Consider the following 21,270-nt stretch of genomic DNA (forward strand, 5'->3'; position numbering starts at 1 on the left):
CTCTTTGGCTCCGACTTTGGTGCACCGTATCCAGTATTCTGCGCTCTTTAGTTAATAACCTGATCAGCTGACAATTCGGTTCCTGCCCTCCTTTTTCGCATGGTACATCAGCTGATCAACTTTTTTAACGATGGCAGCTCTGTCTACATTGGCATCAGAGTACTCCGCCACGCCGGCAGAAATGGTAAATTTGATTTCCTCATCTTCGTACCGGGTCGACAACTGTTCGGAATTCTGCCTGAGTTTTTCGGCCACCTGACAGGCGTGGTCAAGCTCAGCTTCCGGCAGCAGGATAAGAAACTCTTCCCCGCCCCAACGACCAATGGCATCGGTATCTCTAAGCGACGACCTCATTAGCTGTGCAAATGCTTTTATGACCTCATCACCGCAGTCGTGACCATACTGATCATTGATCGCTTTGAAGTAGTCGATGTCGGCCAAAATAAAACTGAATGGCCGACCAAAACGCTTATACCTTTTGATCTCCAGATTGATCAGCTCGGTCAGCTTTCTACGGTTATACAAGCCGGTGAGGAAATCTTCCTGAGAGGCCAGCAGTAACTCTTCCATCAACCGGTTTTTCTCAGAGATATCCCGAATCACAGCCGTCAGTTCGGTTGAATTGTCGATGTTAATTTTCGATATGGTGACTTCAATCGGGAACTCAGAACCATCTTTGCGCAGCCCATGAACGGGCGCACGGGTTTGCATGGATCTGGAATCCACCACCGATTCTTTAAAGCCTTCAACGTAAGCACCATGGTTTTTTCGGTAACGCTGCGGCATCAGCCGGGTTAGCGGCTCGCCCAGCAGTTCATCCTGAGTGAACCCAAAAATCTGCTCCGCAGCCTGATTAAAAAGCTTAATGTTTTGGTTGCCATCAACCGTAATAATACCGTCGTAGGCACTTTGTACGACCGCTTCGAAGCGCTTCATGCTTTTGGTGAGTTTTCGTTCAAGAATTTTCTTTTCTGTTATTTCCACACAGGTTTGAATAATTCTTAACTTCCCCTGATTACTGTCGAGAATAGGGGAGATAATAGAACGCCAGTGCCGCTCCCTGCCCTTGTACTCGATGATCACTTCGCTCTCCAGCGCAACCTGTTTGGCTTTGCACCGATGAAATGTTTCAACCAGCGGCTGAGAAATATAGCGGGGAAATATAGCATGGAGCGACTTGCCAATAGCCGTGTCTTTTTTCTTACCGAGAATGTCTTCATACAAATCATTACAACTGACCAGTTCGAACGAACCGTCTTCAGGCACCAGCTCATAGACGGCAAAACCAGCGCCTATCGCCTCAATGGAGTCAGTCATATCATCATGGTTGCCCTGGAAAAACATCTTAACCTCTGATCCTGATCGTCTCTTAAAGTGTAGTTCAAGTCGCGGTGCACTCCACAGACCGCTCAGGTCAAACTTGAAACACCGGCCAGAAATTCAGGGCAGCGCTCTGGCTTAGCAGCGGTCGGACCAGAACTGCGCCCAAACAGCAACGCGGCCCAGATCCGTTACAGGATCTACTTGCGGGCAATCAGTGCCAGATTAATCCAGCAGAAGATGGCCACCGCAACCATAATTCCGATCAACGCTATCCAGTCTGTCGCCGTTGCCACGTATGTCAGCTTGGAAAGCGTGATGTAAGGTGCTGCCAGGCCGACAAGTACCCCCACGATCAGGCTAATCCCGGCCATCAGGCCACGACTCATGGTAAGGGACGATTTACCGATAAAATAGCTGATGACCAGCACCATCAGAGCTAACACAAACAGCCACCAGTATGGCATCGCACTGTAAAACAACACGGTCAGAATATCTAAAATGCCCATAGTTTTTACTCCTTAAACTCGGCCATCGAGCATGGCGTAGTACGCCGGCTTCAGCATTTTTTCTTTCATCAGCCATACCGCCCAGGATTCTTCTTTCGGGTCGATAAACGGGAACGAAGGCAGGAATTTACCGTCAAAGCCAAACTCTGCCAGCATCGCTTTGCCAATGGCGGTAATCAATGGGCAGGATGTATAGCCATCCCAGGCCGCGGTCAGCTCACGCCCTTCCAGGAATGAAAGAACGTTCTGCTCAACCACCGGCACCTGTTTCTTGACACTGGCTGCGGTTTTTCCGAATGGCACACCGGCGACATCGCCAACGGAGAAGACTTCCGGAAAGCGACCATGCTGCAGCGTAAACTTATCGGCTTCCACCCAATTGCCTGCACTGCTACCGGTCTGCCAGACCAGTTCACTTTGCTTGACTGAATCCGGCGCGCTCATCGGTGGTACTACATGAATAAAATCGAAACTCTGGGTTTCCACACTGCCGTTAGGCAGGGTAAAGCTGGCCTTTTGGGCGGCAGCATCAATGCCGGTGAGAACGCGCTCATCTTTGAAATCCATGCCCTGCTCCTGCCAGCGGTTGAGCACAAACTCATTGTAAAATGGCACCGAGAACACCTTGTTTTTGTACGGCGTATTAAACCGAACATCCATAGAGCTGCGTTTACCGCTGCGCTCAAATCGGTCTAATGAGGTAAAGGCCATTTTCAGTGGCGCACCAGCGCATTTAATGGGTGTGTTAGCAAGGGTAAAGATGGCCTGCCCCTCGCCTTTGGCAATGTACTGCTCAACCATTTGATTGGTTTTTTCTGCATAGTCCGGCCCGGCATAGACACTGCCAATGCCGTTCTTACCGATCAGGTCTTTAGACATTCCTTCGATCTGATCGTAATTGAGCTGGCAACCCGTGGCCACGATAAGCAGATCGTATTCGAGCGTATCACCGCCCTGCAGGCGAACCTTTTTATTGGCTGGGTCAAATGCGTCGGCATCTTTTGCAATCCAGCTGACGTTAGCCGGCAACCAGTCTTTGGTCTGCGTAATCACGTTTTTTGGCGACCACAGGCCGGCGGCAATAAGTGTAAAACCGGGCTGGTAAAGGTGAGGGATACGAGCGCCCACCAAGGTGATTTTCGCGCCTTCGGCCGAGCGGTTCAGCCTGTTGGCCAGTGAAATACCCGCTGCACCGGCGCCTACAATCAGAATGCGGGCATTCGTGGTTATCTTTCGTGCCTGGGCGTACGGCAAAGGCAAGGTGCTGACAGCACCAGCCGCAACCCCTAATTTGAGGAAACTTCTTCTATCAAGCCCTGCTAAAACATTCTTATTATTGTTCTGCATGGAGGCCCCCTTATGTGATTCACAAACACTGAGTGATTGCCTGAGTGCCACCGGAACCTTACAGCCCGCCGCACCCGCAAACATAAGAATAGACTAATTCAGAAAATACTAATATTAAATTAGCCTTATTTACGATTGTTTAAAAAACAAACCAATCAGGTAAATTGTAGACCCTTTTTAGAAAGTGCAAATTTTACGCAGGAGAGAACACCAAAAGCGTAATATACTGCTTCTACCCTAACCGACTATGCAGAAGGTACTGCTTATGAATGCCCGACTTCTGGCAATCGCCCTTCCCGTAACCCTCATGATCGGCTGTGTCAGCGCCCCGGTCACGCTGACTGAAAGCGAGTCGCCATACAGCGAATCACTGCAGCGCGAGGCACAGCAGCAGGCAACCGCCGCACCAGAGCAACTGGCTCTGAAACGAAAGATCGCCGTAGCCCGCCTTTCCAACGAAACCACTTACGGCAAAGGCCTGTTGACTGAAAACTCAGCCGACAGAACGGTGGAAAAGATCAGCGACATGTTCATTCAGGGGTTAAGCAACTCCGGCAACTATTTGATCTTTGAACGACGCGATCTTGAACTGCTGCAGGCAGAATCCGAATTTTCTGGTATCACTCAGGATATTATCGGTGTTGATACCCTGGTCATCGGCTCACTGACCGAATTTGGCCGGGCAACCACCGGTACCTCCGGTTTCTTATCTTCCACCAAGAAGCAGGAAGCAACGGCCACCATCGACCTGCGTCTGGTTGATGTTGCCAGCGGCCAGATCATCCACTCCATCACCGGAACTGGCACATCTTCGACCGAAACCAAAAGCACCATGGGCTTTGGCTCCGTTGCCGCGTACGACGGCTCTATAAACGATCGCGCTATTGGCGCTGCGGTCAATGCCGTCGTTGGCAAGCTGGATGAATTCATGCTGCAGAAGCCCTGGTCGGCAGATGTTCTCGCCATTGAAGATGGCCTGGTATACATCAGCGGCGGTAAATCGCAGGGTGTTCACCAGGGGCTGAAGCTTGGCATCTACACTAAAGGTCAAAAGGTGAAGTCTGAAACCACCGGGGCCGTCATCACCCTGCCCGGTAAAAAAATCGCCACTGTAGAGGTGGTCGCCCTGTTTGGCGATACCGAACTGGAGGAAGGCTCTACGGCACAAATTATCAGCGGTAGTTTAACTGGCCAGAACACGGCCGACCTGCTGGCAAGAGAGGAGAAATAACATGCGTACCCTACTCGCCCTACTCGTATCTTTTTTCATCACCGCTTGCACGGTGAATGGCCCGGTGACCACCCAAAGCACTGTTGATGACCGGCCATCGGTCACCTTCGATGTAGGTGGCTATAACCCGGTTAAAACAGAACTGCTGGTCGATAACTTCAGCTATGGCGCTATTTCAAAATACCTCAGCACCCAATCTGCACTGAAGTTGCTGCCCGGTCATCATCTGATAGAGGTGTATTATCAGGATCGGCTGGTGTATTCGAAAAAGCACTATTTTGCAGAATCAACACTCTCAGTCATAAAGGTCTATGAGCAATGAGAAACACCCTGCTGATTGCAGCCAGCTGCCTGATTATTTCTTCCTGCGCATCGACGCGCCTGTACAACTGGGGCAGCTACGAACAAGACCTGTTCAACTATTATGAACGGCCGGAAACTCAGGAAGTGTTAATCGCAGAGCTGGAAGAAAATCTGCAAAAGCAGGCGCAGCAAGGCAATAAACCGGCACCGGGCTTGTATGCCGAGCTGGCAACACTCTATCTGGAAAAAAACGACACCGGCACTGCGATCAGTTATTACCGTAAGGAATACGATGCCTGGCCAGAAAGCCGGCCACTGATGCAGAAGCTGATTAAAAATCTGGAGGCCGATCAGTGAAGAATTTCATGACATTAATACTCTGCACGATTGCTTTTGCCGGCTGTGCCAACAACAGTGTCAAAGACGACCCTCTCGCCTCATTTCACGCCAGCAAACCGGCTTCCATTCTGGTTTTACCGGTGGTGAATAAATCGGTGGATGTGATGGCTGGCTCTTCAGTGCTGACCACGCTGCCACAACTGCTGGGCGAGCGCGGCTACTATGTGTTCCCGGTGCACACGGTAAAAACCCTGCTGGAAATGGAAGGCCTATACGAAGCGCAGCGGGTTCATGAACAACCGGTAGAGACCCTCGCCAGCCTGTTCGGTGCCGATGCCATTCTCTACGTCACGGTGCACTCGTGGACCTCGAAATACGTACTTATTCAAACCACCACCGAGGTAGACCTGGAATACATCATCACCAACCGTGTTGGGGAACCACTCTACCAGCGCCGGCAAAAGCTGCGCTACACGCCGGATTCCGGTCAGAGCAACAGCCTGCTGGATCAGCTGATCGTTTCGGCCATTTCCGCTGCGGTGGAGCGGGCAGACCCGCAATACATTCCGCTGACGCGAGAGGCAAATGCACGCGCCTTCATCACCACCAGCAACCCGCTGCCGCCGGGGCCTTACAGCTTAAGCTACGAAAAATACTACGCGACACCCAAGGCTGATTAAGCCTTACAGCCAGCGCCGAACCTTTGCTTTGTATTCCAGGTAAGGCGCGCCTAACTCTATTTCCATCTTTTCTTCCTCGTAGGGAAGAAACATCTGATTTATAACCGCGAAGTAAAATACGGCTGAACCAAAGGCCAGCACATTGCCCAGAATCACCGAAAGCCCTAATAAGAAGATCAGCTTCCCCAGATAGATCGGGTTTCTGGAAAACCGGTAGTGGCCACTGCTGACAACACTACTGGAGCGATCAAAATGGAAGGTCGTTTTTTCCCTGTACAAATGCAGTACGGAAAACAACATTAAATAACAGCCAACAGCCAATGCCGCGATGCCAACGACATCCGACGTGGTACCGGTTAACAGATTCAACTGCGGCAGCTGCCAATAACAGCCAAAAGCAAACCCAATAGCGATAACAAAATAGACCGGCGGAATCAGAAACACCTTTCGCTTATAACGCTGCACATTCAGACTCATGTTAGCCCCTCAAGCCTGCGATTAAGTTAGAGCACACTCTTTTAGTACATCGTGATTGTTTAAATCCAATACCGTTAAACGGTCTTGCTCCAGCAAGCCATAACTGGCCGCCCACCCCTGCCGCGGAATAGAAACGGACCCCGGATTAAACAAAAACAGTTCACCCTGCTGCTCAGCCACCGGCACATGCGTGTGCCCACTCACAAAAATACTGCCGGCAGGCAACACAGGTGGGGTTTCTACAGTATAGGTATGGCCATGACACAAAAATACCCGACGGCGACCGATGAACAGTTGGTTATGCTCACCAAGCACCGGAAAGCTAATCAACGCCTGATCAACCTCACTGTCGCAGTTACCCCGCACGGAAATGATCTTTTCCGCGTAGCGGTTTAACAGCTCTGCAACCGCCATCGGGTTATAGGCTTCGGGCAAGGCATTGCGCGGGCCGTGGTTGAGCAGATCACCCAGCAACAATATTTGACTGGCACCGGAACGTTCAAAGGCAGCAAGCGCCAGTTGCAGTGCATTGAGATCGCCGTGAATATCCGAACAGACAAAAAATTTCATGGGCCGCTCCCTTGGGTAACAATAAAAAAGCCGACTGTAAGCCGGCTTCTTCAGGTTTGCAATTCACAGCAGGGTATCAGTCATCGTAGCCGATGTGGCTGTTTTCCAGTGCGTAGAAGGTTGCCTGCACATAGTCGGTGTCATCGCCTGATTTATTCTGGTTGTAAACGCCGGCTTTGAAGTACATGTACTGATCCGGGTCGTCGTAACCACTGTTGCTCATATCCACAATCTGCTCAACGTATTCCTTGCCATCGCGCATAATGACCACGCGCAGCTGGTCGCCATTGACCATAATCTCGTAGCTGAACACCTCGTCCAGCGCGATACCGTCACTCGGGTTGCTGGCCGAATCACTGCGCGAGCCAATCAGCTCAAACCATTTGTCGTTGCCGTCCAGCACTTCATGCGCAATATAGATTGAACCCTTGGCATTACCCGGCAGCTTGCGGTAATACAGGCGAACCGGTTCGTCATCGTTGGCGTGGATCTGGCCAATAATCACCCGGCCTTTCTGATAAGACTCACCGGTTGTGGTCACGTGGTTCACTGCCAGCGTTGCGCGCAGAATACCGTTCACACCACCGGCACTGGCCTGCGATGAGGAATTGCCAAATACCCAGTTATTCTTACCGACGCCCTTGGTGCTGTAACTGGTATTGCCGCGGCGCAGCATTTCGCGCAGCTCAGAGCGGGCATAGCTGCTGCCAGAGGTAGTTACGCTGGAAATGGGGGAAACAAACACCATGCCGCCATCGGTTCCGGTGTAAAAATACTCGCTGTGCTCATAGCCACTCGCCAGCTCTGATTCTTTAACGGTATCTACTTTACCGTCGCCATCTTCATCAACCGGTAAGGTAATGTACCAGTCAATCAGCTCAAAATTGCTGCCCGGGGCCGCGCCGGCATCGAGATTGCCAACCTCCAGTGCCACTGGCTCGCAGTAGTTGCTGCTGCTTTTATCAAAGCTGCAACCGTAAGTCGTAACCTCGTACACCCTATCGGCTGACGTTGCCAGGCAACTGCTCAAAACAGCAAACAGCACGACAGAAAAAGGAAAACGGCCCATTTAAACCTCTCTTGTTGTTGGTTGTGGAAGGAATGCATAGCCTGAGGATTCTATATTTGTCATACAAATAACAGAAGCATTAATGATCATTAACATGAACTAAGTTTAAAATTTGCGACAAATCCTTGGATAGCAGCCAATCCTACGACTAATGGACCAAGCCAGCATTCACTGAAGTGTCATTTTTTCAGATCAGTATCCGTGGCCGATTAATTAAAAGTTGTTGCAAGCAACATTACACGGGAGAGAGACATGGAAAACGACGCTCACAAGTCCGTCGCGTTTGACGAACTGATCAACAAAACTATTTCACGCCGCAACATTCTGAAATCTGGCGGTGCTATTGGCGCCACCGGCTTCCTGGGCGGGGTTTCCCCCCTGGTCGGCGCGGTTACTCAGGCCACCAGCCTGATGAGCTTTAAGCAGGTTGCCGCCAACGCTATGGACACCATTACCCTGCCGGAGGGTTATACCCACGACGTTCTGGTTGCCTGGGGCGACCCGATTGTTAAGGGCGGTGCCAAGTTCTCCACCACCAACACAGCCGCTGAACAGGTTACCCAGTATGGTGACAACACCGACGGCATGAGCCTGTTCCACCTGACGGACGCCAACGGTTCGCTGGATGAAAGCCGTGGCGTTATCGCTGCCAACAGCGAGTACATCAACAAGAAGTTCATGCACACCCACAAGGGTGAAGCGATGACCGCAGACGATGTTAAGAAAGAAATTGCCGCTCACGGTGTTAACGTTTTTGAAGTTGAACGCAACAAAAAAAATGAATGGAAAGTCGTTCAGAACGGCAAACTCAACCGTCGCCTGCACGGCGATGCTAATGACTTTGTCATGACCGGTCCGGCAACCGGCCATAACCTGCTGAAAACAGCCGCCGACCCAAGCGGCCAGATGATTCGTGGCACCTTCAACAACTGCGGCAACGGCCAAACCCCCTGGGGCACTTACTTAACCTGTGAAGAAAACTTCAACGGTTACTTTGGTGCACCGGAAGGCACGCAAATGACCGCCGAGCAGAAAGCCTACGGCCTTTCAGAAACCGGTTTTGACTACAACTGGTGGCAGGAAGAAGAGCGCTTCAACCTGGCGAAAAACCCGAACGAAGCCAACCGCTTTGGCTGGATTGTAGAAATTGACCCATTCGATCCAAGCTCTAAGGCACTGAAACGCTCTGCAATGGGCCGCTTCAAACATGAAAACGCAGCCCTGGCGCTGGCAGCAGATGGCCGCGCCGTGGTGTACATGGGCGACGACGAACGCGGCGAGTTCATCTACAAGTTTGTATCGCATAAAAAATACGTTGAAGGCGACCGCGCGCACAACATGACGCTGCTGGAAGACGGCACACTCTACGCCGCAAAATTCAACGAAGATGGTTCCGGTAAGTGGCTTGAACTGACCTACGGCCAGAACGGCTTAACCAAGGCGAACGGCTTTGAGGATCAGGCCTACATTATGGTGTATGCACGCATTGCCGCCCGCTTTGTGGGTGCCACCACCATGGATCGCCCGGAATGGGTTGCCTGCCACCCATCCTCACCGATGGTGTTCTGCACACTGACCAACAACAAATACCGTGGCGAGAAAGACGATCAGCCAATCGACGCTGCCAACCCGCGCGCACAGAATCCGTTCGGCCACATCATTCGCTGGGTACCGGAAAACCGTAACCACACATCCAGCAAATTTGGTTGGGATATCTACGCGATGGCAGGTAACCCGAACACCCAAACCGGTGCCATGGCCGGCAGCGCAAACGTCAATGCCGACAACATGTTCAACTCTCCGGACGGCCTGGCATTTGATATGGATGGTCGCCTGTGGATTCAAACCGATGGCAACTATTCCAACGAAGGCATCTTCGCTGGCCAGGGCAACAACCAGATGCTGTGCGCCGACCCTGTAACCGGTCACATACGCCGTTTCATGGTAGGTCCGAAGAGTTGCGAAGTCACCGGCATTACCTTCTCGAACGATCAGCGCACTCTGTTTGTTGGTATTCAGCACCCGGGCGAAGCCTGGCCAAATGCAGAAAAAGACGGTGTGCCCCGCTCAGCCATTATCGCGATCCGTAAAGAAGACGGCGGTATTATTGGCAGCTAATAAGACGCTTTAAAGGAATAAAAAAAAGCAGGGATGCAAGGCCACTTATTCAAAAGTAAGCGGCCTTTTTTATGCATTAAAACTCAAAAAAAAAATCAGCGATAACCCGGCAGCTGCACAAAAACTGCAAACTCTCCAGAATGAATAGCCTGTTTATTTTAGTTGAGCCTTGGGTCCAGTTTTAATAGCATGCTCTGCAGATTGAATGCAGAGACGCTTAACTATTAAAAACCAAGCAGCAGCGAGAACTCCGACAACAGTCTCTGAAGATGTCGTTCAATTGAGTATCAAAATCACTTAAACACAAGGTCTGTACTTAATGAAATTTAATCAACTTAATATTGTTGCCTCTGCGACTGTCGTTGCCGTTTCGCTGCTTAGCGCATGCAGTACACTGGCAACGGCCACTCCCGGTGAAAAAATGACGCCGGTTTTGTACCCTCAGTTTCAGGATATTCTGAGCCAGTCTAAACTTCAGGTTTCTGATCCGGCCGGCAAGAGCGGAAACAAATCTGAGTTCGGTCAGGAAGGTGACTTCACTGGCGTTGTCAGCGATTACTTCTATGTTGACAGCAACTCCGAAGCTCTGGTGTTCGGCATGACCGGTTACAAAAACCGCAGTGAAGTGCGCGTACTGGATAACTTCAAAACCGACTCTGCAGATACCTTCTATCACCTGAGCGCCAACCTGCTGCCGATCAACCCGAGAGAAGCCGTCATGAACAGCGATGAGAGCAACGATTCCATGACTTTCCTGCAGGTTCACAACGCAGGTTCCGAGCCAAGCACTCGCGGTTCAACCGGTGGTGGCTACATCCCTCACCCACTGCTGCGTGTTGTGTATGAAGCAGAGCGTGATGGTTTAACGGATCACTACTGGGCAGTCATTAAGAACAACGCGATGGACTGTGGTTCTAAAAGTGGCAACAAAGACAAGCAGGAATGTAAAGACGCTTATGTCAAATTCGATTTAGGTGCGGTTGATATGAAAAAACCGACGGATTTCGACATCATCGTTGGTAACTCTCACCTGGTGATTAACGTTAACGGCGAAACCAAAGTAGACCACGACATCAGCTACTGGGCTCACCTGAACAGCTACTTCAAAGCGGGTGTTTACAACCAGTTTAAAGAAGGCACAAGCGAAGCGCACTTCTACAGCCTTGAATACAAGATTGAAGAAAAATAATTCTTAGCCTTCTTGTTGGGGAAGCTCAGCTTCCCCACCTTCAAATGATCTATTCCTTCCCTAAAGAACAGCTACCCTCCCGTTTTAATAAACAACGATTCAGTCAGGCCAGTTCTGGCACTATTTGAGAACTCGGTTCAAAAAATTACATGAACTGACACACATTATTGCAACTCGGCGATTAAAATTTTCAACAGTCTGAAATAGTTCACATAATAAACAGCCACCCAACTGTTAAATGACCAATGTTCAGAATCAATAATCTGAATAACAGACAGCCCGCACCCTGCGACCTTTTGAACCCGACAACAATAAAAACAGGTTCAATGCTTTACGCTGGGAAAGCAACGGCTGCTAAAAATGTCAGCCTGATTACTCCATACAGTGAATAATTTTTACTGCGTTAATTCAGCCTTAAAACTGAACTTAACGTTGCAATGCTCCCCCGGCTAGTCACTGGAGCCGACGCTGACACCATAATAAAATTAATAGTTGGAGCAATAAAATGCGCTTTAAAAAAATCACCGCCCTATCGGTATTGGCCGTTTCAATAGCTACTGCACAGGCCGCCACCTTCGTTATGGAAAAGAACGGAACTGGTTATTCAATTGACGGTAACTGGTATTCAAAACAGGAAGGTCAACAGGTGTATCTTTGGTCGACCGACAGTGAATACGACAATGTCAATCAACACTGGGTTCAGTTAAACCGGGGGGATGGCTACTACTCCTACAAGAAGTACAACACCACGCTGTGCCTGGATGGCGGAGACGGCGGTTCTAATTATCAGGCAATCACACTTGAGCAGTGCGATGAAGATAACTACGACCAGCACTGGGAAAAATCTAAGGTCTATTCCGGCACCGAAATTTATCAGTTCATTAAACGCAACAACACCAGCTACGCCATTGATGGCTCCGGCAGCCCGTCTAACGGCAAAGGCATTTACCTCTATAAAACGAACAGCGCTAATGCTAACCAACAGTGGGATTTAACCAACATTGATGATCTTTCATCCGGCTCAACCACAACGACTGGCGACTACGATTTAGACGCCAGCGCAGCGCCAAGCGAAAACTTTGATCTAACCGACTGGTACTTGAGCGTACCGACCGATACCGATGACAATGGCTATGCTGATTCAGTCAAAGAAGATGAACTGAACGACAGCTATGAAAGCGACTATTTCTACACCGATGACGATACCGGCGCTATGGTATTTGAATGCACTGTCGGCGGTTATAAAACATCATCAGGTACGGACTACACTCGTGTAGAGTTGCGCGAAATGTTGCGTCGTGGCGATACCTCTATTGACACCGAAGACAAAGAAAACAACTGGGCGTTTTCTTCTATCAGCTCCAGCGATCAGGATGACTTCGGCGGCATCAACGGCATTATGAACGCCACCCTGGCCGTTAATAAGGTCACCACAACCTCTTCTACCGACTACCAGGTGGGCCGCATTATCGTTGGTCAAATCCATGCCGAAGATAACGAACCTATCCGCCTGTACTATCACAAACAGCCAAACAGCGAGCGCGGTGCCGTTTACTTTGCCCACGAACCAGCTGACGGCTATGGCGAAGAACAGTGGTACAACCTGCTCGGCAACTTCATTGATGAAGACAACAATGAATACTACGACGACCTGTCTGATTTAGACCCATCTGACGGTATTGAGCTGGATGAAGTGTTCTCGTACAGCATTGAAGTCGACGGCGACATGCTGATGGTCACCATCAGTCAGGATGGCGAACAGCTGGCGTACCGCGAAGTGGATATGGCAGACAGCGGCTACGATAATTCGGATGACTTCATGTACTTCAAGGCCGGTATTTATCTGAACGATAAAACCAGTGATGAAGACGACACCGCGAAAGCCAGCTTCTACGTACTGGAAAACGATCATGAAAATTACGACGATGACTCTGATCTGATGTAATTACTAATTTCTAAACTTTCAAGCCCGCTTTTGCGGGCTTTTTTTGCTGCGGACTCTGCGAGCCCCATCGAATTCATGGCAAACGGACTAAAATGGGCCAAACTGAGTTGCACAGACTCAACAGAACTCACGCGATGATCACCGATATCCAGGACTACTTTACAAAAGGCTGCGGCCGATGCGATCGCTTTAACACAGATGACTGCTCTACCCGCCAATGGTTACCCGGCCTAAGACAACTGCGTGCCCTATGCATAAAGGCAGGGCTCACCGAAACCTTAAAGTGGGCTCACCCATGCTATATGCATGCCGGGCGCAACATCGTCATTATCGGCGCGTTTCGCAGCGACTTCCGCCTGAGCTTTTTTAATGCCGCCCTGATGAAAGACCCTGAAAACATGCTGCAGAAAAAAGGCCCAAATACTCAACACGCCGACATGATCCGCTTTACTGAAAATACTCAGGTTGAACAGATGCACGGCATCCTTGTTGAATACCTGAAAGAGGCCATGCGTTATGCAGAAGCGGGTTTAAAGCCTGAAAAAACCATCGGCAGCATTGAACTGCCCGAAGAGTTAACAGACGCATTGGATGCAGACCCTGAACTTGCTGAAGCCTTTCACAGGCTCACCCCTGGCCGGCAGAAAAGCTACGCCATCAATTTAAACGCCGCCAAAAAACCAGAAACCCGAATCGCACGGATCGAAAAGTTCCGCCCGAAAATACGGGCGGGCAAGGGCGCGCTGGAGCGCTGATAGCCACATCTGTTATATGCGTTGTGCATGAGTGCTTAAGCTCAAACGTTTACCAAATTCCGTCAGCCGAATAATAGGCATTCCTGATACACTTTTTAGTCCACGACACAGGAAGGAAGCCAGCCCATGCAGGCCATAGAACCGATTGGTATTATTGAAACGCCCTTTCAGTCTATTGAAGACATGCCCATTCAGCCCAAAGGCGCAGCGCAGGTCACCGGCTGCATCGTCGTCCACCCGCAATACGCCACCGGCCTGAAAGACCTGGAAGGCTTCAGCCACCTGTATCTTATCTATCGCTTTCATGCGGCCAAACGCACCGAACTGGAAGTCGTCCCCTTTATGGATACCCAAACGCGCGGCGTATTTGCCACCCGCTCACCCGCCCGGCCCAACCACATTGGCTTATCGGTCGTCGAGCTTGCCAGGGTAGAGGGCAACCGCGTTTACCTGAACGGCATCGACGTACTCAATGGCACACCGGTATTGGATATTAAACCCTATATTGAAAAGTTTGATCGCGTTGAACAGGCCCGCTCCGGCTGGATGACCGGCAGCAGTGAGGATGTGGCGAACAGACGCTCGGATGCACGGTTTGGGTAGCATCCGGGCGTGGTTTGAATGTCGTAGGCTGTTTAGCCATGCGCAGCTACACAAACGCTGCGTAAGGCTTATAGCCTGTTTAAGTTCAAATATTACTGAGAGTATATTCTCACCAGCATCAACTCATCAAAAGCCATGTTCGCCGGGCGTATAATATTAAACACATAATCCATTGTGCCGTCGGCATTAAAGTAGCCCTGATAGTAAGCGTGGCTTTCAAACACGTCATCGTTTTCGACTGCGCTAATCCATTCACCATCATTATAAATCTGTGCATACAGCGCCTGGCCTGCAGTCGCACTGCTCAAAACAATTGGAATATGGCCAATACCTTTGCTGGCCGGAATCGTTAATTGCACATCAACAGGTTCGGTAAGTGGCTCAACAATAATCGGGTAGGAATTTTCAACGGTGGCGTTTGTCGCGGTTACCGTCATATCGTTATAGGCATATTCATCATGAACGGCATTCCACGGTGTTGTGTAAGTTGCCAGGCGTTCGCTAAACGCTGTATCTGAACCCCAGTATTCTGAGGCCGACTGAGCAGGCATGACGTATTCAATTACACCGCTGATTTCGGTGCCTGCCGTCAGGGTTGGCGTTGTCGAGTCACTGCCAAAGCCAAACAGAATGGTGTCTGAACCCCAGGTACGACCATAGTTATGCATGTAGAGCTCAGCGTCTTCACCATTAACCTGAGAATTGCGCCAAATTAACCCACGGTAGGATCTTGCTGTATCACTTGTGCCGCTTAAGTCTGCAATAGCCAGCCAGCTGTCATTAAATGCGTAGGAAGCAAGATACTCATTGCCACCCTGCTCTTCGCCAATATGCGATTCCATCACACCATTGGCATCGCCACGGTAATAGTCATCGAACACAGCAGACATGTAGTAATCTGCCGCCATTTGATAGTACACAAACCGTGTCGGCTCAATATTCTCTAACACTTCGTAGTTGTATTGCTGGAAGCGGCGATGGTAATCATTTGAACGCACTAAATGAGAGCCATAGGTAAAGCGAATGGCGTCATCATCGCTATAGCCGCTGTAATAGATTTGCGTCATGTTCGGGCCAATCCACTGATAGGCCGTTTTTAGCTTTTTCGGCCAGCGGAAATCCCCGTTTTCATCGAAATACACCATGTACTCGCCACCACCAACATTCTCTGTCCAACCATGGTCAGTCGAGGTTCCGTTTTTAGGCGTGGTAAAGCTTGGGCGAATATCATCCATAAAGGCGGAGCCTATGCAGCTCACTGGCGAAAAGGTCATCGATTCACCCCAGGAGCCTATCGCGGATTCGTCCCATTGCCAGGCTTTATCGGAGTAACCAATCAGTGACAGATGTGAATGAGAGGCGGTGCCAACGCTATCCCAATAACCATAGATAACCCGCAACTTAAGCGTACGCGAACTGTTCGCCTCAACTGGGATCATTGCCGAACCGGTATGCCAGGAACCAACATGATTACGCGTTCCTGAAGTGCCGTGCCAATTTTTAGAAACCTGCACGGCGTAGCCACTTGGGCGGCCATCTTCTTCGACCAACGTCATCACTGTACCGGTAATGTTCGAAAATTTATTCAGGTTGAAAACCACCGGAATATTCATTTCTTCGTCGGTCGGATTGGTCAGCTCAAACTGCAATTCTTTGTAGGTATTATCGACGCCACTGCCGTACGAAACAGTCCATGCAGGTAAGTCAAAGAAGAACGCATGCTGATCGGCATCGAAGCTAACATCGTCGAAGTCACTGTCGTCACTGACGTTATAGGCTTCAGTGACATACAGCTCCGGGTCGAGTTCTGGCAATGTTTCATCGCTGGCTGGCGCAATCGCCAGGTTAACTTTGTTAGTGTCCGCTTCAGCCTCATGAATAACGCCGTCGGGCGAAGTAATCGTAATTTGGCTGCGGCTAACGTCTTCGAAATTTGTCAAATCCAGAGTAAAAACAACTTGGTCAGGCCAGGCAGTAATTTCAAAGTAATGGTCGTCTGCGCTTAAATCGAGTTCGTTGCCATCGGCATCTTCAAAGACTAAGCCGGTATGGTCGAATCGCTGCACGTATTGGCCCTGCTCAATCAGGCCCATTTGAAAATCACCGGAATCACTGTCTTCAACCTCTGCATACTGAGCGGTGTAGGTCACGCCATTGGCGTCGATCTCGATGTGCAGATCTGCGGCCGTAAATTCGCTAACGTCTTCATGTAGTGCAGATAGGTAATCACTGCCTTCGGAGGCGTCAAACCCTGTCAGCGCCAGTTCGTCAGCGGCAAAGCGAAGGTTGTAATAACCCGTCTGAATAATGAGGTCTGGGTTATCGACCATTTCATCGGTGATCCAACTATCCGGCCGGCGTCCGCCATCACTTATTGGCAAGCCATACTCCCAATAAAGGTAGCCATAAAGGCGGCTATAGCTGGTTCGCTCATCACTAGTGCCGTCCGAATCTTCATTGCTGCTTAATGCCGATGAATTGCATCCGGTAAGGAATAAGCTTGTGGCCAGTAGCATGACCAGCCCATTTTTTATGCTCGGTAAAAACATTTGAATAGAGCCCTTTGTCTGTTGTCTCTAACTTGCCTGTTTATCACAGGCTAAGATTTTCATACTTTTTATGATTTTGGCGACACAGCTTTGCACCGCCCTGGTCAGTAAATTAGTTATTCACAATCGTCTTCGCCGATTAAGCACGCACCCTCTGGTCGCTCATAAGCTTCGTAACTTTCCATCGGCTCTTGCGCCATGCGGTCGTTGATTTCCTGCATGATGAGCATTTCATCATCGCTCATATAACCGTTTAGATTCGTGTTCGACCAGGTCATGGCAGCACCAGCATCGGTGATGGTGCGGGTAAAACGATAGGCCTGTTCGGTTTCGAAAACTAAGTCACTGTTCTCTCCATGCCAGGTTGTACGAATCGGAAACCAGCCGTGTTTGAGCGCGTATTTTCTACCATCGTAAGTGGCCGTTGGTTCTTCGACCATCGCCGGGATGGTGAACTCCTCATAGGCAAATGAATTTGGCGGTGCGCCTTGGCCCAGTGGAGTGATATGGCCGCAGTTATAGTCGTCGTATTCGTTTGTTGGTACATACTTGATGATCTTGTAGTCGCTATCGTCATCGTCATCGATGCCATCGGAGCCGACGTAAATATAATCGCCGTTTTCGTCGGTATGGTATTGCTTGTTCGTGTTCAGGCACAGACGCAGATCCGGATCGATATCACGAAATACCTGGATAAAAGCTTCATGACCGCCAGGGGTTTCGGCGGCGTTATCAAACCAATAACCATCGACTAAACCATCGAACCGTTCGGCATACCCTCTCACCAACTCACGCCAGGCCGCGCCTTCATCGCCATCCCATTCGTCGGTGTAGTAAGTCACCCAGGCGTCGCCAATTTCTTCCAGCGTTTCATTATATAAATTGCTATTTGGCCCGGCAGCATTGAGGTACAGGATGACTTTTTTGTCGGCTTCTCGGAATACATCGATGACATCGAGAATGATTTGTTCATTCTCTAAAGTCGGCACCATGTTCTCATGAATATCATTTGCCACGTCGATGTATGGATGCTCACGCAACGTAAAGAGATGCGGATGCGCTGGATGCGTGAAGAAGGTAATGACATGCCCTACTTCAGGCAGGTTATCAACAATCTGCTGAGCACCGGCAACGTAATCTGATGTATCGGCTTCCGCATCGAGTTTGTAACCACCGTCAACGATGTGGGCAACACCCCAGGAGCCAGCTAGCCAATCCGGTTCAACCTCCAGTTCAGGATTTGAGATCGAGAAAGAAAACTCGATGTCGAAAATACTCCAGATTTGCCAGTCGTAGTAGTCGCCCGCACTGGTCACCACCAGCTCTTCCATGGCATCAAATTCGTATTCACCCGGTGTAGTACTGAAGCTATTAGAATCTAAACCGGTGCCAAAACCGATGATGTTTAGGTGCTCTTTCCCCGCTAAGGTTTCCAAAACAGAGATGGCGCTAAAGCCATCAAAATCTGCACTGTAGCCTGTCGCCGAAACGGCCATGTTCTCAATGCTGAAGCGCAGGCTCTGACCTATATCAATACCATCATTGTCATTGGCACCTTCGATATCCCAGTAACCAACATCATCGGAATCGTCATCACTGGTGCCGTAATCGTCAACGATGTAGTAAAGGTTTGCAGCTGTACCAAGTTCAGTGACCGAAGATTCGCCTTCGGTTTCGCTGTAACTATAGGTAGTGCCATCGAAGGCTTCGACCTTTAGATCAAAACTTAAAGTATCGTCGGCACCATCTTTATCGAAGTCATCGCCAGTCCATTCAAAGCTGTAAACAATCTCGGTACCGTAGTTATATTGCGTACAGCTGAATTCGCTGGAAGACAAATCAGCTTCGCTGTCGAGGGTATCGATAACAACGGCGTCATCGCGGTCGGTGCAGGCATCGGCGCTTAGGTTAAACCAGGCGGTGCTCTCGTAACCATATTCAGTGCTGCGACTATCGCTACTTGAATCTATCGTTGTTAATGAGTTGGAATCGCAGCCAGAGATTGCCAGAGCACTACACAGCAGCGCCACAAATGTCAGACGGTTGATGTTCATTTAGCTAGGTTCCTGCAGTGGATAAACAGTTTTAATTCAGTTCTGTTGGTGTATTAGTTCGCGCTTTGTGGCTCGTCGTACCAGGTCAGTTCTGCTTCGAACGTTTCCAAATCGACCCAGACGTCCACATATTCAAATGAGCGGGTGTAGATGTAGCCGTCTCGTACCGGTGCACCTAAAGGTTCGCCAAGTGAGCGGTTGAATACATCCATATAACTGGTGTCCCAGACGCTGTCTTCGTCGGCAGCGTTCACACCATCTTGATAGCTAAAGAACACACCTTCTTCGGCGGCAATCAGGTAAACGGCGAGCGGAAAGTCGACATGCTCTTCCATAAAGGCAGCCCGGTCTTCATAACTGTCCGGCATTTCATCGTCGGTGAAGTTCTCTGGACTGGTTTGGAAGTTGATAAACTTGCCCTGTGCAGCAGCTTCACGCATCAGCGTGATTGAAACCGCAATGGCATCGGCAGTATTTTGTGACGGTGTATCAAAACTAGTGTTAGGCATATGCCAGCGTTCCAGATAGGAACCGTCGAGAATTTCCATCATAGCGCGGCTAGCGTTATTGCGTTCGTTACGCAAATCATTGCCCATCAACATTTTGTCGTCTGGAATGCCTTCCCAAAGCATGTTGATCATGTTGACGTAGTCGGTTGCCGGTTCGCCATCGATAAAAATCTCATCGAGAGCAGCATCCGGCATTTTGTCAATAAAGACACCGTCGATATTGTCATCGTTGGCCATTTCGATCGGCAGCTCTATCCACCAATCGCGCAGCGCTTCAATGCTGGCGTTATAGGTATAGTAAAGGTCCTTGAACATATAGATGCTGCCATCGTCGTTCAGTACGCTCCAATCATTGGCGTTGGCTTCGTATTCAGCATCATTGCTGTAACCGGTGTAATGAATCACCGTGTTCCAATAGAAAATAGTTTTAATATCCGGGTTTTCAGCCTTTAGCCGTGCCGCAGTATCTTTGATACCTTCGTCGACGGTGTCGAAACCAGCCTTATTCGCCTTCTCCAACATCACTAGCTGGTAGTGACCGGCGATGGTATCTATTTGCTCATCGGTATAGGCACCTGCGTTACGCACTGCTAACCAGCGGGGCACGGTATCCCAGGAAAATTCCGGGAACATTGCCTGGCGATCACTCTCTTCTTCCGGGTAGACGTCTGTCATATCCGGGCCGGTCTTATGAATCGAGTAGTCATAGTCATCGTAGGCAGACGTTAAATTAGGGTTTGAGATCGAGAAAGAAAACTGAATGTCAGTGATACTCCAAACGCGGCTTTCGTAGTAGTCACCAGCACCGGTAATGATAAATTCATCGGTGGCATCAAAGCTGTAGCTGTTTGTGGCTGTACTGAACGAACCGGAATTCAGCCCAGTGCCGAAACCACGGATATGGGTGTGTGTGTTGCCGCCATTCGTCTCCATGACATTGATAAAGTCGAATCCATTAAACTCTGCGCTGTAATCGCTGGCAGATACGACAATGTTTTCAACAGTAAAACGAAGGCTCTGACCCTCAGCAATGCCATCGATACCGTCATCTGCGATATCCCAATAGCCACTGACATCTGAATCGTCATCGCTGGTGCCGTTGTCGTAGACCGTATAATCAAGGGCAGCTTCATTGCCCAATGCGTCAACCGAAGACTCGCCCGCCGTCTCACTGTAGCTAAAGCTAGAGCCATCAAAAGCTTCGACTTTAATGTCAAAGCTCAGTGTGTCATTTTCACCGTCGCGATCAAAGTCGTCACCGCCCCACTCAAAGCTATAAATATATTCAGTGCCATAGTTATACAGCGTGCAACTGAAATACTCCGAGCTTAGCGTGCTGACTTCTTCGCCATTATTGATATAGGCCGCTTGATCGCGACTGTCACAGGCATCGGCGCTGAATACCAACCAGGCTTCACTCTGGTAACCCTTTGATTCATTAGACGTTGTTTTGTAGTTTGTATCACTAAAATTTGAACCACTACAGCCTGCAAGTATGAACGCAGCAAGGGCCGCACAACATTTACCTTTGTTCATTATTCTTCCTGTCAAAATGGAGCGTTTACTTTTTTGACCGAATCTTGCTGAGGCAACCAGCGCAGTTGACAGGCCACACACATCAGATGCTGTTTAGTAAATTAATTCAAAAAATCCATGCGCCCTACGATAATGACTTAACGGAAAGAATGTTGCTGACTGGTTGT

General features: G+C 49.7%; 18 protein-coding genes. 9 read left to right on the plus strand and 9 right to left on the minus strand.

Going from position 1 to position 21,270, the window contains the following annotated elements:
* Nucleotides 1-63: 63 nt before the first annotated feature.
* The 3 genes from BCF53_RS03805 to BCF53_RS03815 form a co-directional block, all read right to left on the minus strand.
* Nucleotides 64-1,317 (minus strand): sensor domain-containing diguanylate cyclase, encoded by a 1,254-nt coding sequence (locus BCF53_RS03805; RefSeq protein WP_207902639.1) that lies wholly within the window; start codon nt 1,315-1,317, stop codon nt 64-66.
* Between the two features lie 203 nt (nt 1,318-1,520).
* Entirely contained in the window at nt 1,521-1,829 is a 309-nt protein-coding gene (locus BCF53_RS03810) for an oxidoreductase (protein ID WP_132700063.1), read from the minus strand.
* 12 nt (nt 1,830-1,841) lie between these two features.
* The gene (locus BCF53_RS03815; RefSeq protein ID WP_132700065.1) at nt 1,842-3,176 is read right to left on the minus strand and encodes an NAD(P)/FAD-dependent oxidoreductase; all 1,335 of its coding nucleotides are present in this window, start codon (nt 3,174-3,176) and stop codon (nt 1,842-1,844) included.
* 265 nt (nt 3,177-3,441) lie between these two features.
* On the opposite strand from BCF53_RS03815, the gene BCF53_RS03820 reads away from it, so the two are divergent.
* Genes BCF53_RS03820 through BCF53_RS03835 form a run of 4 tightly spaced genes read left to right on the plus strand, consistent with a single transcriptional unit; the run spans nt 3,442 to nt 5,729 of the window.
* Complete coding sequence (locus tag BCF53_RS03820; protein WP_207902640.1) at nt 3,442-4,407, plus strand: CsgG/HfaB family protein; 966 nt, start codon at nt 3,442-3,444, stop codon at nt 4,405-4,407.
* Nucleotide 4,408: 1 nt separating this feature from the next.
* On the plus strand, nt 4,409-4,729 hold the full coding sequence (locus tag BCF53_RS03825; RefSeq protein WP_132700067.1) for a hypothetical protein: 321 nt from the start codon (nt 4,409-4,411) through the stop codon (nt 4,727-4,729).
* Entirely contained in the window at nt 4,726-5,067 is a 342-nt protein-coding gene (locus BCF53_RS03830; RefSeq protein WP_132700069.1) for a DUF4810 domain-containing protein, read from the plus strand. Before BCF53_RS03825 ends, BCF53_RS03830 begins: the two co-directional genes overlap by 4 nt.
* Before the next feature lie 8 nt (nt 5,068-5,075).
* Nucleotides 5,076-5,729 (plus strand): DUF799 domain-containing protein, encoded by a 654-nt coding sequence (locus BCF53_RS03835; RefSeq protein WP_132700071.1) that lies wholly within the window; start codon nt 5,076-5,078, stop codon nt 5,727-5,729.
* Between the two features lie 3 nt (nt 5,730-5,732).
* On the opposite strand, the gene BCF53_RS03840 is transcribed toward BCF53_RS03835, so the two are convergent.
* The 3 genes from BCF53_RS03840 to BCF53_RS03850 form a co-directional block, all read right to left on the minus strand.
* Complete coding sequence (locus BCF53_RS03840; RefSeq protein ID WP_132700073.1) at nt 5,733-6,206, minus strand: methyltransferase family protein; 474 nt, start codon at nt 6,204-6,206, stop codon at nt 5,733-5,735.
* Nucleotides 6,207-6,227: 21 nt separating this feature from the next.
* Nucleotides 6,228-6,776 carry a phosphodiesterase gene (gene yfcE / locus BCF53_RS03845; RefSeq protein ID WP_132700075.1) on the minus strand — a complete coding sequence of 183 codons (549 nt, stop codon included), beginning with the start codon at nt 6,774-6,776 and terminating at the stop codon, nt 6,228-6,230.
* Nucleotides 6,777-6,852: 76 nt separating this feature from the next.
* The gene (locus BCF53_RS03850) at nt 6,853-7,845 is read right to left on the minus strand and encodes a polysaccharide lyase family 7 protein (protein ID WP_132700077.1); all 993 of its coding nucleotides are present in this window, start codon (nt 7,843-7,845) and stop codon (nt 6,853-6,855) included.
* Nucleotides 7,846-8,097: 252 nt separating this feature from the next.
* Between BCF53_RS03850 and BCF53_RS03855 the strand changes: the two genes are divergently transcribed.
* From BCF53_RS03855 to tsaA, 5 genes are all read left to right on the plus strand, one after another.
* Entirely contained in the window at nt 8,098-9,963 is a 1,866-nt protein-coding gene (locus BCF53_RS03855; RefSeq protein WP_132700079.1) for a PhoX family protein, read from the plus strand.
* Nucleotides 9,964-10,282: 319 nt separating this feature from the next.
* Nucleotides 10,283-11,152, plus strand: coding sequence for a polysaccharide lyase family 7 protein (locus tag BCF53_RS03860; protein WP_132700081.1), 870 nt, complete (start codon nt 10,283-10,285; stop codon nt 11,150-11,152).
* A gap of 505 nt (nt 11,153-11,657) precedes the next feature.
* Nucleotides 11,658-13,097: a polysaccharide lyase family 7 protein gene (locus BCF53_RS03865; protein ID WP_207902641.1), complete on the plus strand. Its 1,440-nt coding sequence runs from the start codon at nt 11,658-11,660 to the stop codon at nt 13,095-13,097.
* Between the two features lie 134 nt (nt 13,098-13,231).
* Entirely contained in the window at nt 13,232-13,852 is a 621-nt protein-coding gene (locus tag BCF53_RS03870) for a YdeI/OmpD-associated family protein (protein WP_132700083.1), read from the plus strand.
* A 126-nt stretch (nt 13,853-13,978) separates the two neighbouring features.
* Nucleotides 13,979-14,455: a tRNA (N6-threonylcarbamoyladenosine(37)-N6)-methyltransferase TrmO gene (tsaA, locus tag BCF53_RS03875; RefSeq protein ID WP_132700085.1), complete on the plus strand. Its 477-nt coding sequence runs from the start codon at nt 13,979-13,981 to the stop codon at nt 14,453-14,455.
* A gap of 92 nt (nt 14,456-14,547) precedes the next feature.
* Here the strand turns inward: tsaA and BCF53_RS03880 are convergent, their stop codons facing one another.
* From BCF53_RS03880 to BCF53_RS03890, 3 genes are all read right to left on the minus strand, one after another.
* Complete coding sequence (locus BCF53_RS03880; RefSeq protein ID WP_132700087.1) at nt 14,548-16,971, minus strand: hypothetical protein; 2,424 nt, start codon at nt 16,969-16,971, stop codon at nt 14,548-14,550.
* Between the two features lie 149 nt (nt 16,972-17,120).
* A complete protein-coding gene (locus BCF53_RS03885; RefSeq protein WP_132700089.1) occupies nt 17,121-19,058 on the minus strand; it encodes a hypothetical protein in 1,938 nt (645 codons plus the stop codon).
* Between the two features lie 53 nt (nt 19,059-19,111).
* Nucleotides 19,112-21,103 (minus strand): putative glycoside hydrolase, encoded by a 1,992-nt coding sequence (locus tag BCF53_RS03890; RefSeq protein ID WP_132700091.1) that lies wholly within the window; start codon nt 21,101-21,103, stop codon nt 19,112-19,114.
* Between the last annotated feature and the right edge of the window lie 167 nt (nt 21,104-21,270).

Source organism: Reinekea marinisedimentorum, assembly GCF_004341165.1.
Lineage (GTDB): Bacteria > Pseudomonadota > Gammaproteobacteria > Pseudomonadales > Natronospirillaceae > Reinekea > Reinekea marinisedimentorum.

What these genes read in the sequence shown, in the direction of transcription:
- BCF53_RS03855 (WP_132700079.1), top strand. Translation starts at nt 8,098, where the DNA reads ATGGAAAACGACGCTCACAAGTCCGTCGCGTTTGACGAACTGATCAAC.
- BCF53_RS03860 (WP_132700081.1), top strand. Translation starts at nt 10,283, where the DNA reads ATGAAATTTAATCAACTTAATATTGTTGCCTCTGCGACTGTCGTTGCC.
- BCF53_RS03870 (WP_132700083.1), top strand. Translation starts at nt 13,232, where the DNA reads ATGATCACCGATATCCAGGACTACTTTACAAAAGGCTGCGGCCGATGC.
- BCF53_RS03865 (WP_207902641.1), top strand. Translation starts at nt 11,658, where the DNA reads ATGCGCTTTAAAAAAATCACCGCCCTATCGGTATTGGCCGTTTCAATA.
- BCF53_RS03850 (WP_132700077.1), bottom strand. Translation starts at nt 7,845, where the DNA reads ATGGGCCGTTTTCCTTTTTCTGTCGTGCTGTTTGCTGTTTTGAGCAGT.
- yfcE (WP_132700075.1), bottom strand. Translation starts at nt 6,776, where the DNA reads ATGAAATTTTTTGTCTGTTCGGATATTCACGGCGATCTCAATGCACTG.
- BCF53_RS03890 (WP_132700091.1), bottom strand. Translation starts at nt 21,103, where the DNA reads ATGAACAAAGGTAAATGTTGTGCGGCCCTTGCTGCGTTCATACTTGCA.
- BCF53_RS03805 (WP_207902639.1), bottom strand. Translation starts at nt 1,317, where the DNA reads ATGACTGACTCCATTGAGGCGATAGGCGCTGGTTTTGCCGTCTATGAG.
- BCF53_RS03825 (WP_132700067.1), top strand. Translation starts at nt 4,409, where the DNA reads ATGCGTACCCTACTCGCCCTACTCGTATCTTTTTTCATCACCGCTTGC.
- BCF53_RS03880 (WP_132700087.1), bottom strand. Translation starts at nt 16,971, where the DNA reads ATGCTACTGGCCACAAGCTTATTCCTTACCGGATGCAATTCATCGGCA.
- BCF53_RS03815 (WP_132700065.1), bottom strand. Translation starts at nt 3,176, where the DNA reads ATGCAGAACAATAATAAGAATGTTTTAGCAGGGCTTGATAGAAGAAGT.
- BCF53_RS03840 (WP_132700073.1), bottom strand. Translation starts at nt 6,206, where the DNA reads ATGAGTCTGAATGTGCAGCGTTATAAGCGAAAGGTGTTTCTGATTCCG.
- BCF53_RS03835 (WP_132700071.1), top strand. Translation starts at nt 5,076, where the DNA reads ATGACATTAATACTCTGCACGATTGCTTTTGCCGGCTGTGCCAACAAC.
- BCF53_RS03885 (WP_132700089.1), bottom strand. Translation starts at nt 19,058, where the DNA reads ATGAACATCAACCGTCTGACATTTGTGGCGCTGCTGTGTAGTGCTCTG.
- BCF53_RS03810 (WP_132700063.1), bottom strand. Translation starts at nt 1,829, where the DNA reads ATGGGCATTTTAGATATTCTGACCGTGTTGTTTTACAGTGCGATGCCA.
- tsaA (WP_132700085.1), top strand. Translation starts at nt 13,979, where the DNA reads ATGCAGGCCATAGAACCGATTGGTATTATTGAAACGCCCTTTCAGTCT.
- BCF53_RS03830 (WP_132700069.1), top strand. Translation starts at nt 4,726, where the DNA reads ATGAGAAACACCCTGCTGATTGCAGCCAGCTGCCTGATTATTTCTTCC.
- BCF53_RS03820 (WP_207902640.1), top strand. Translation starts at nt 3,442, where the DNA reads ATGAATGCCCGACTTCTGGCAATCGCCCTTCCCGTAACCCTCATGATC.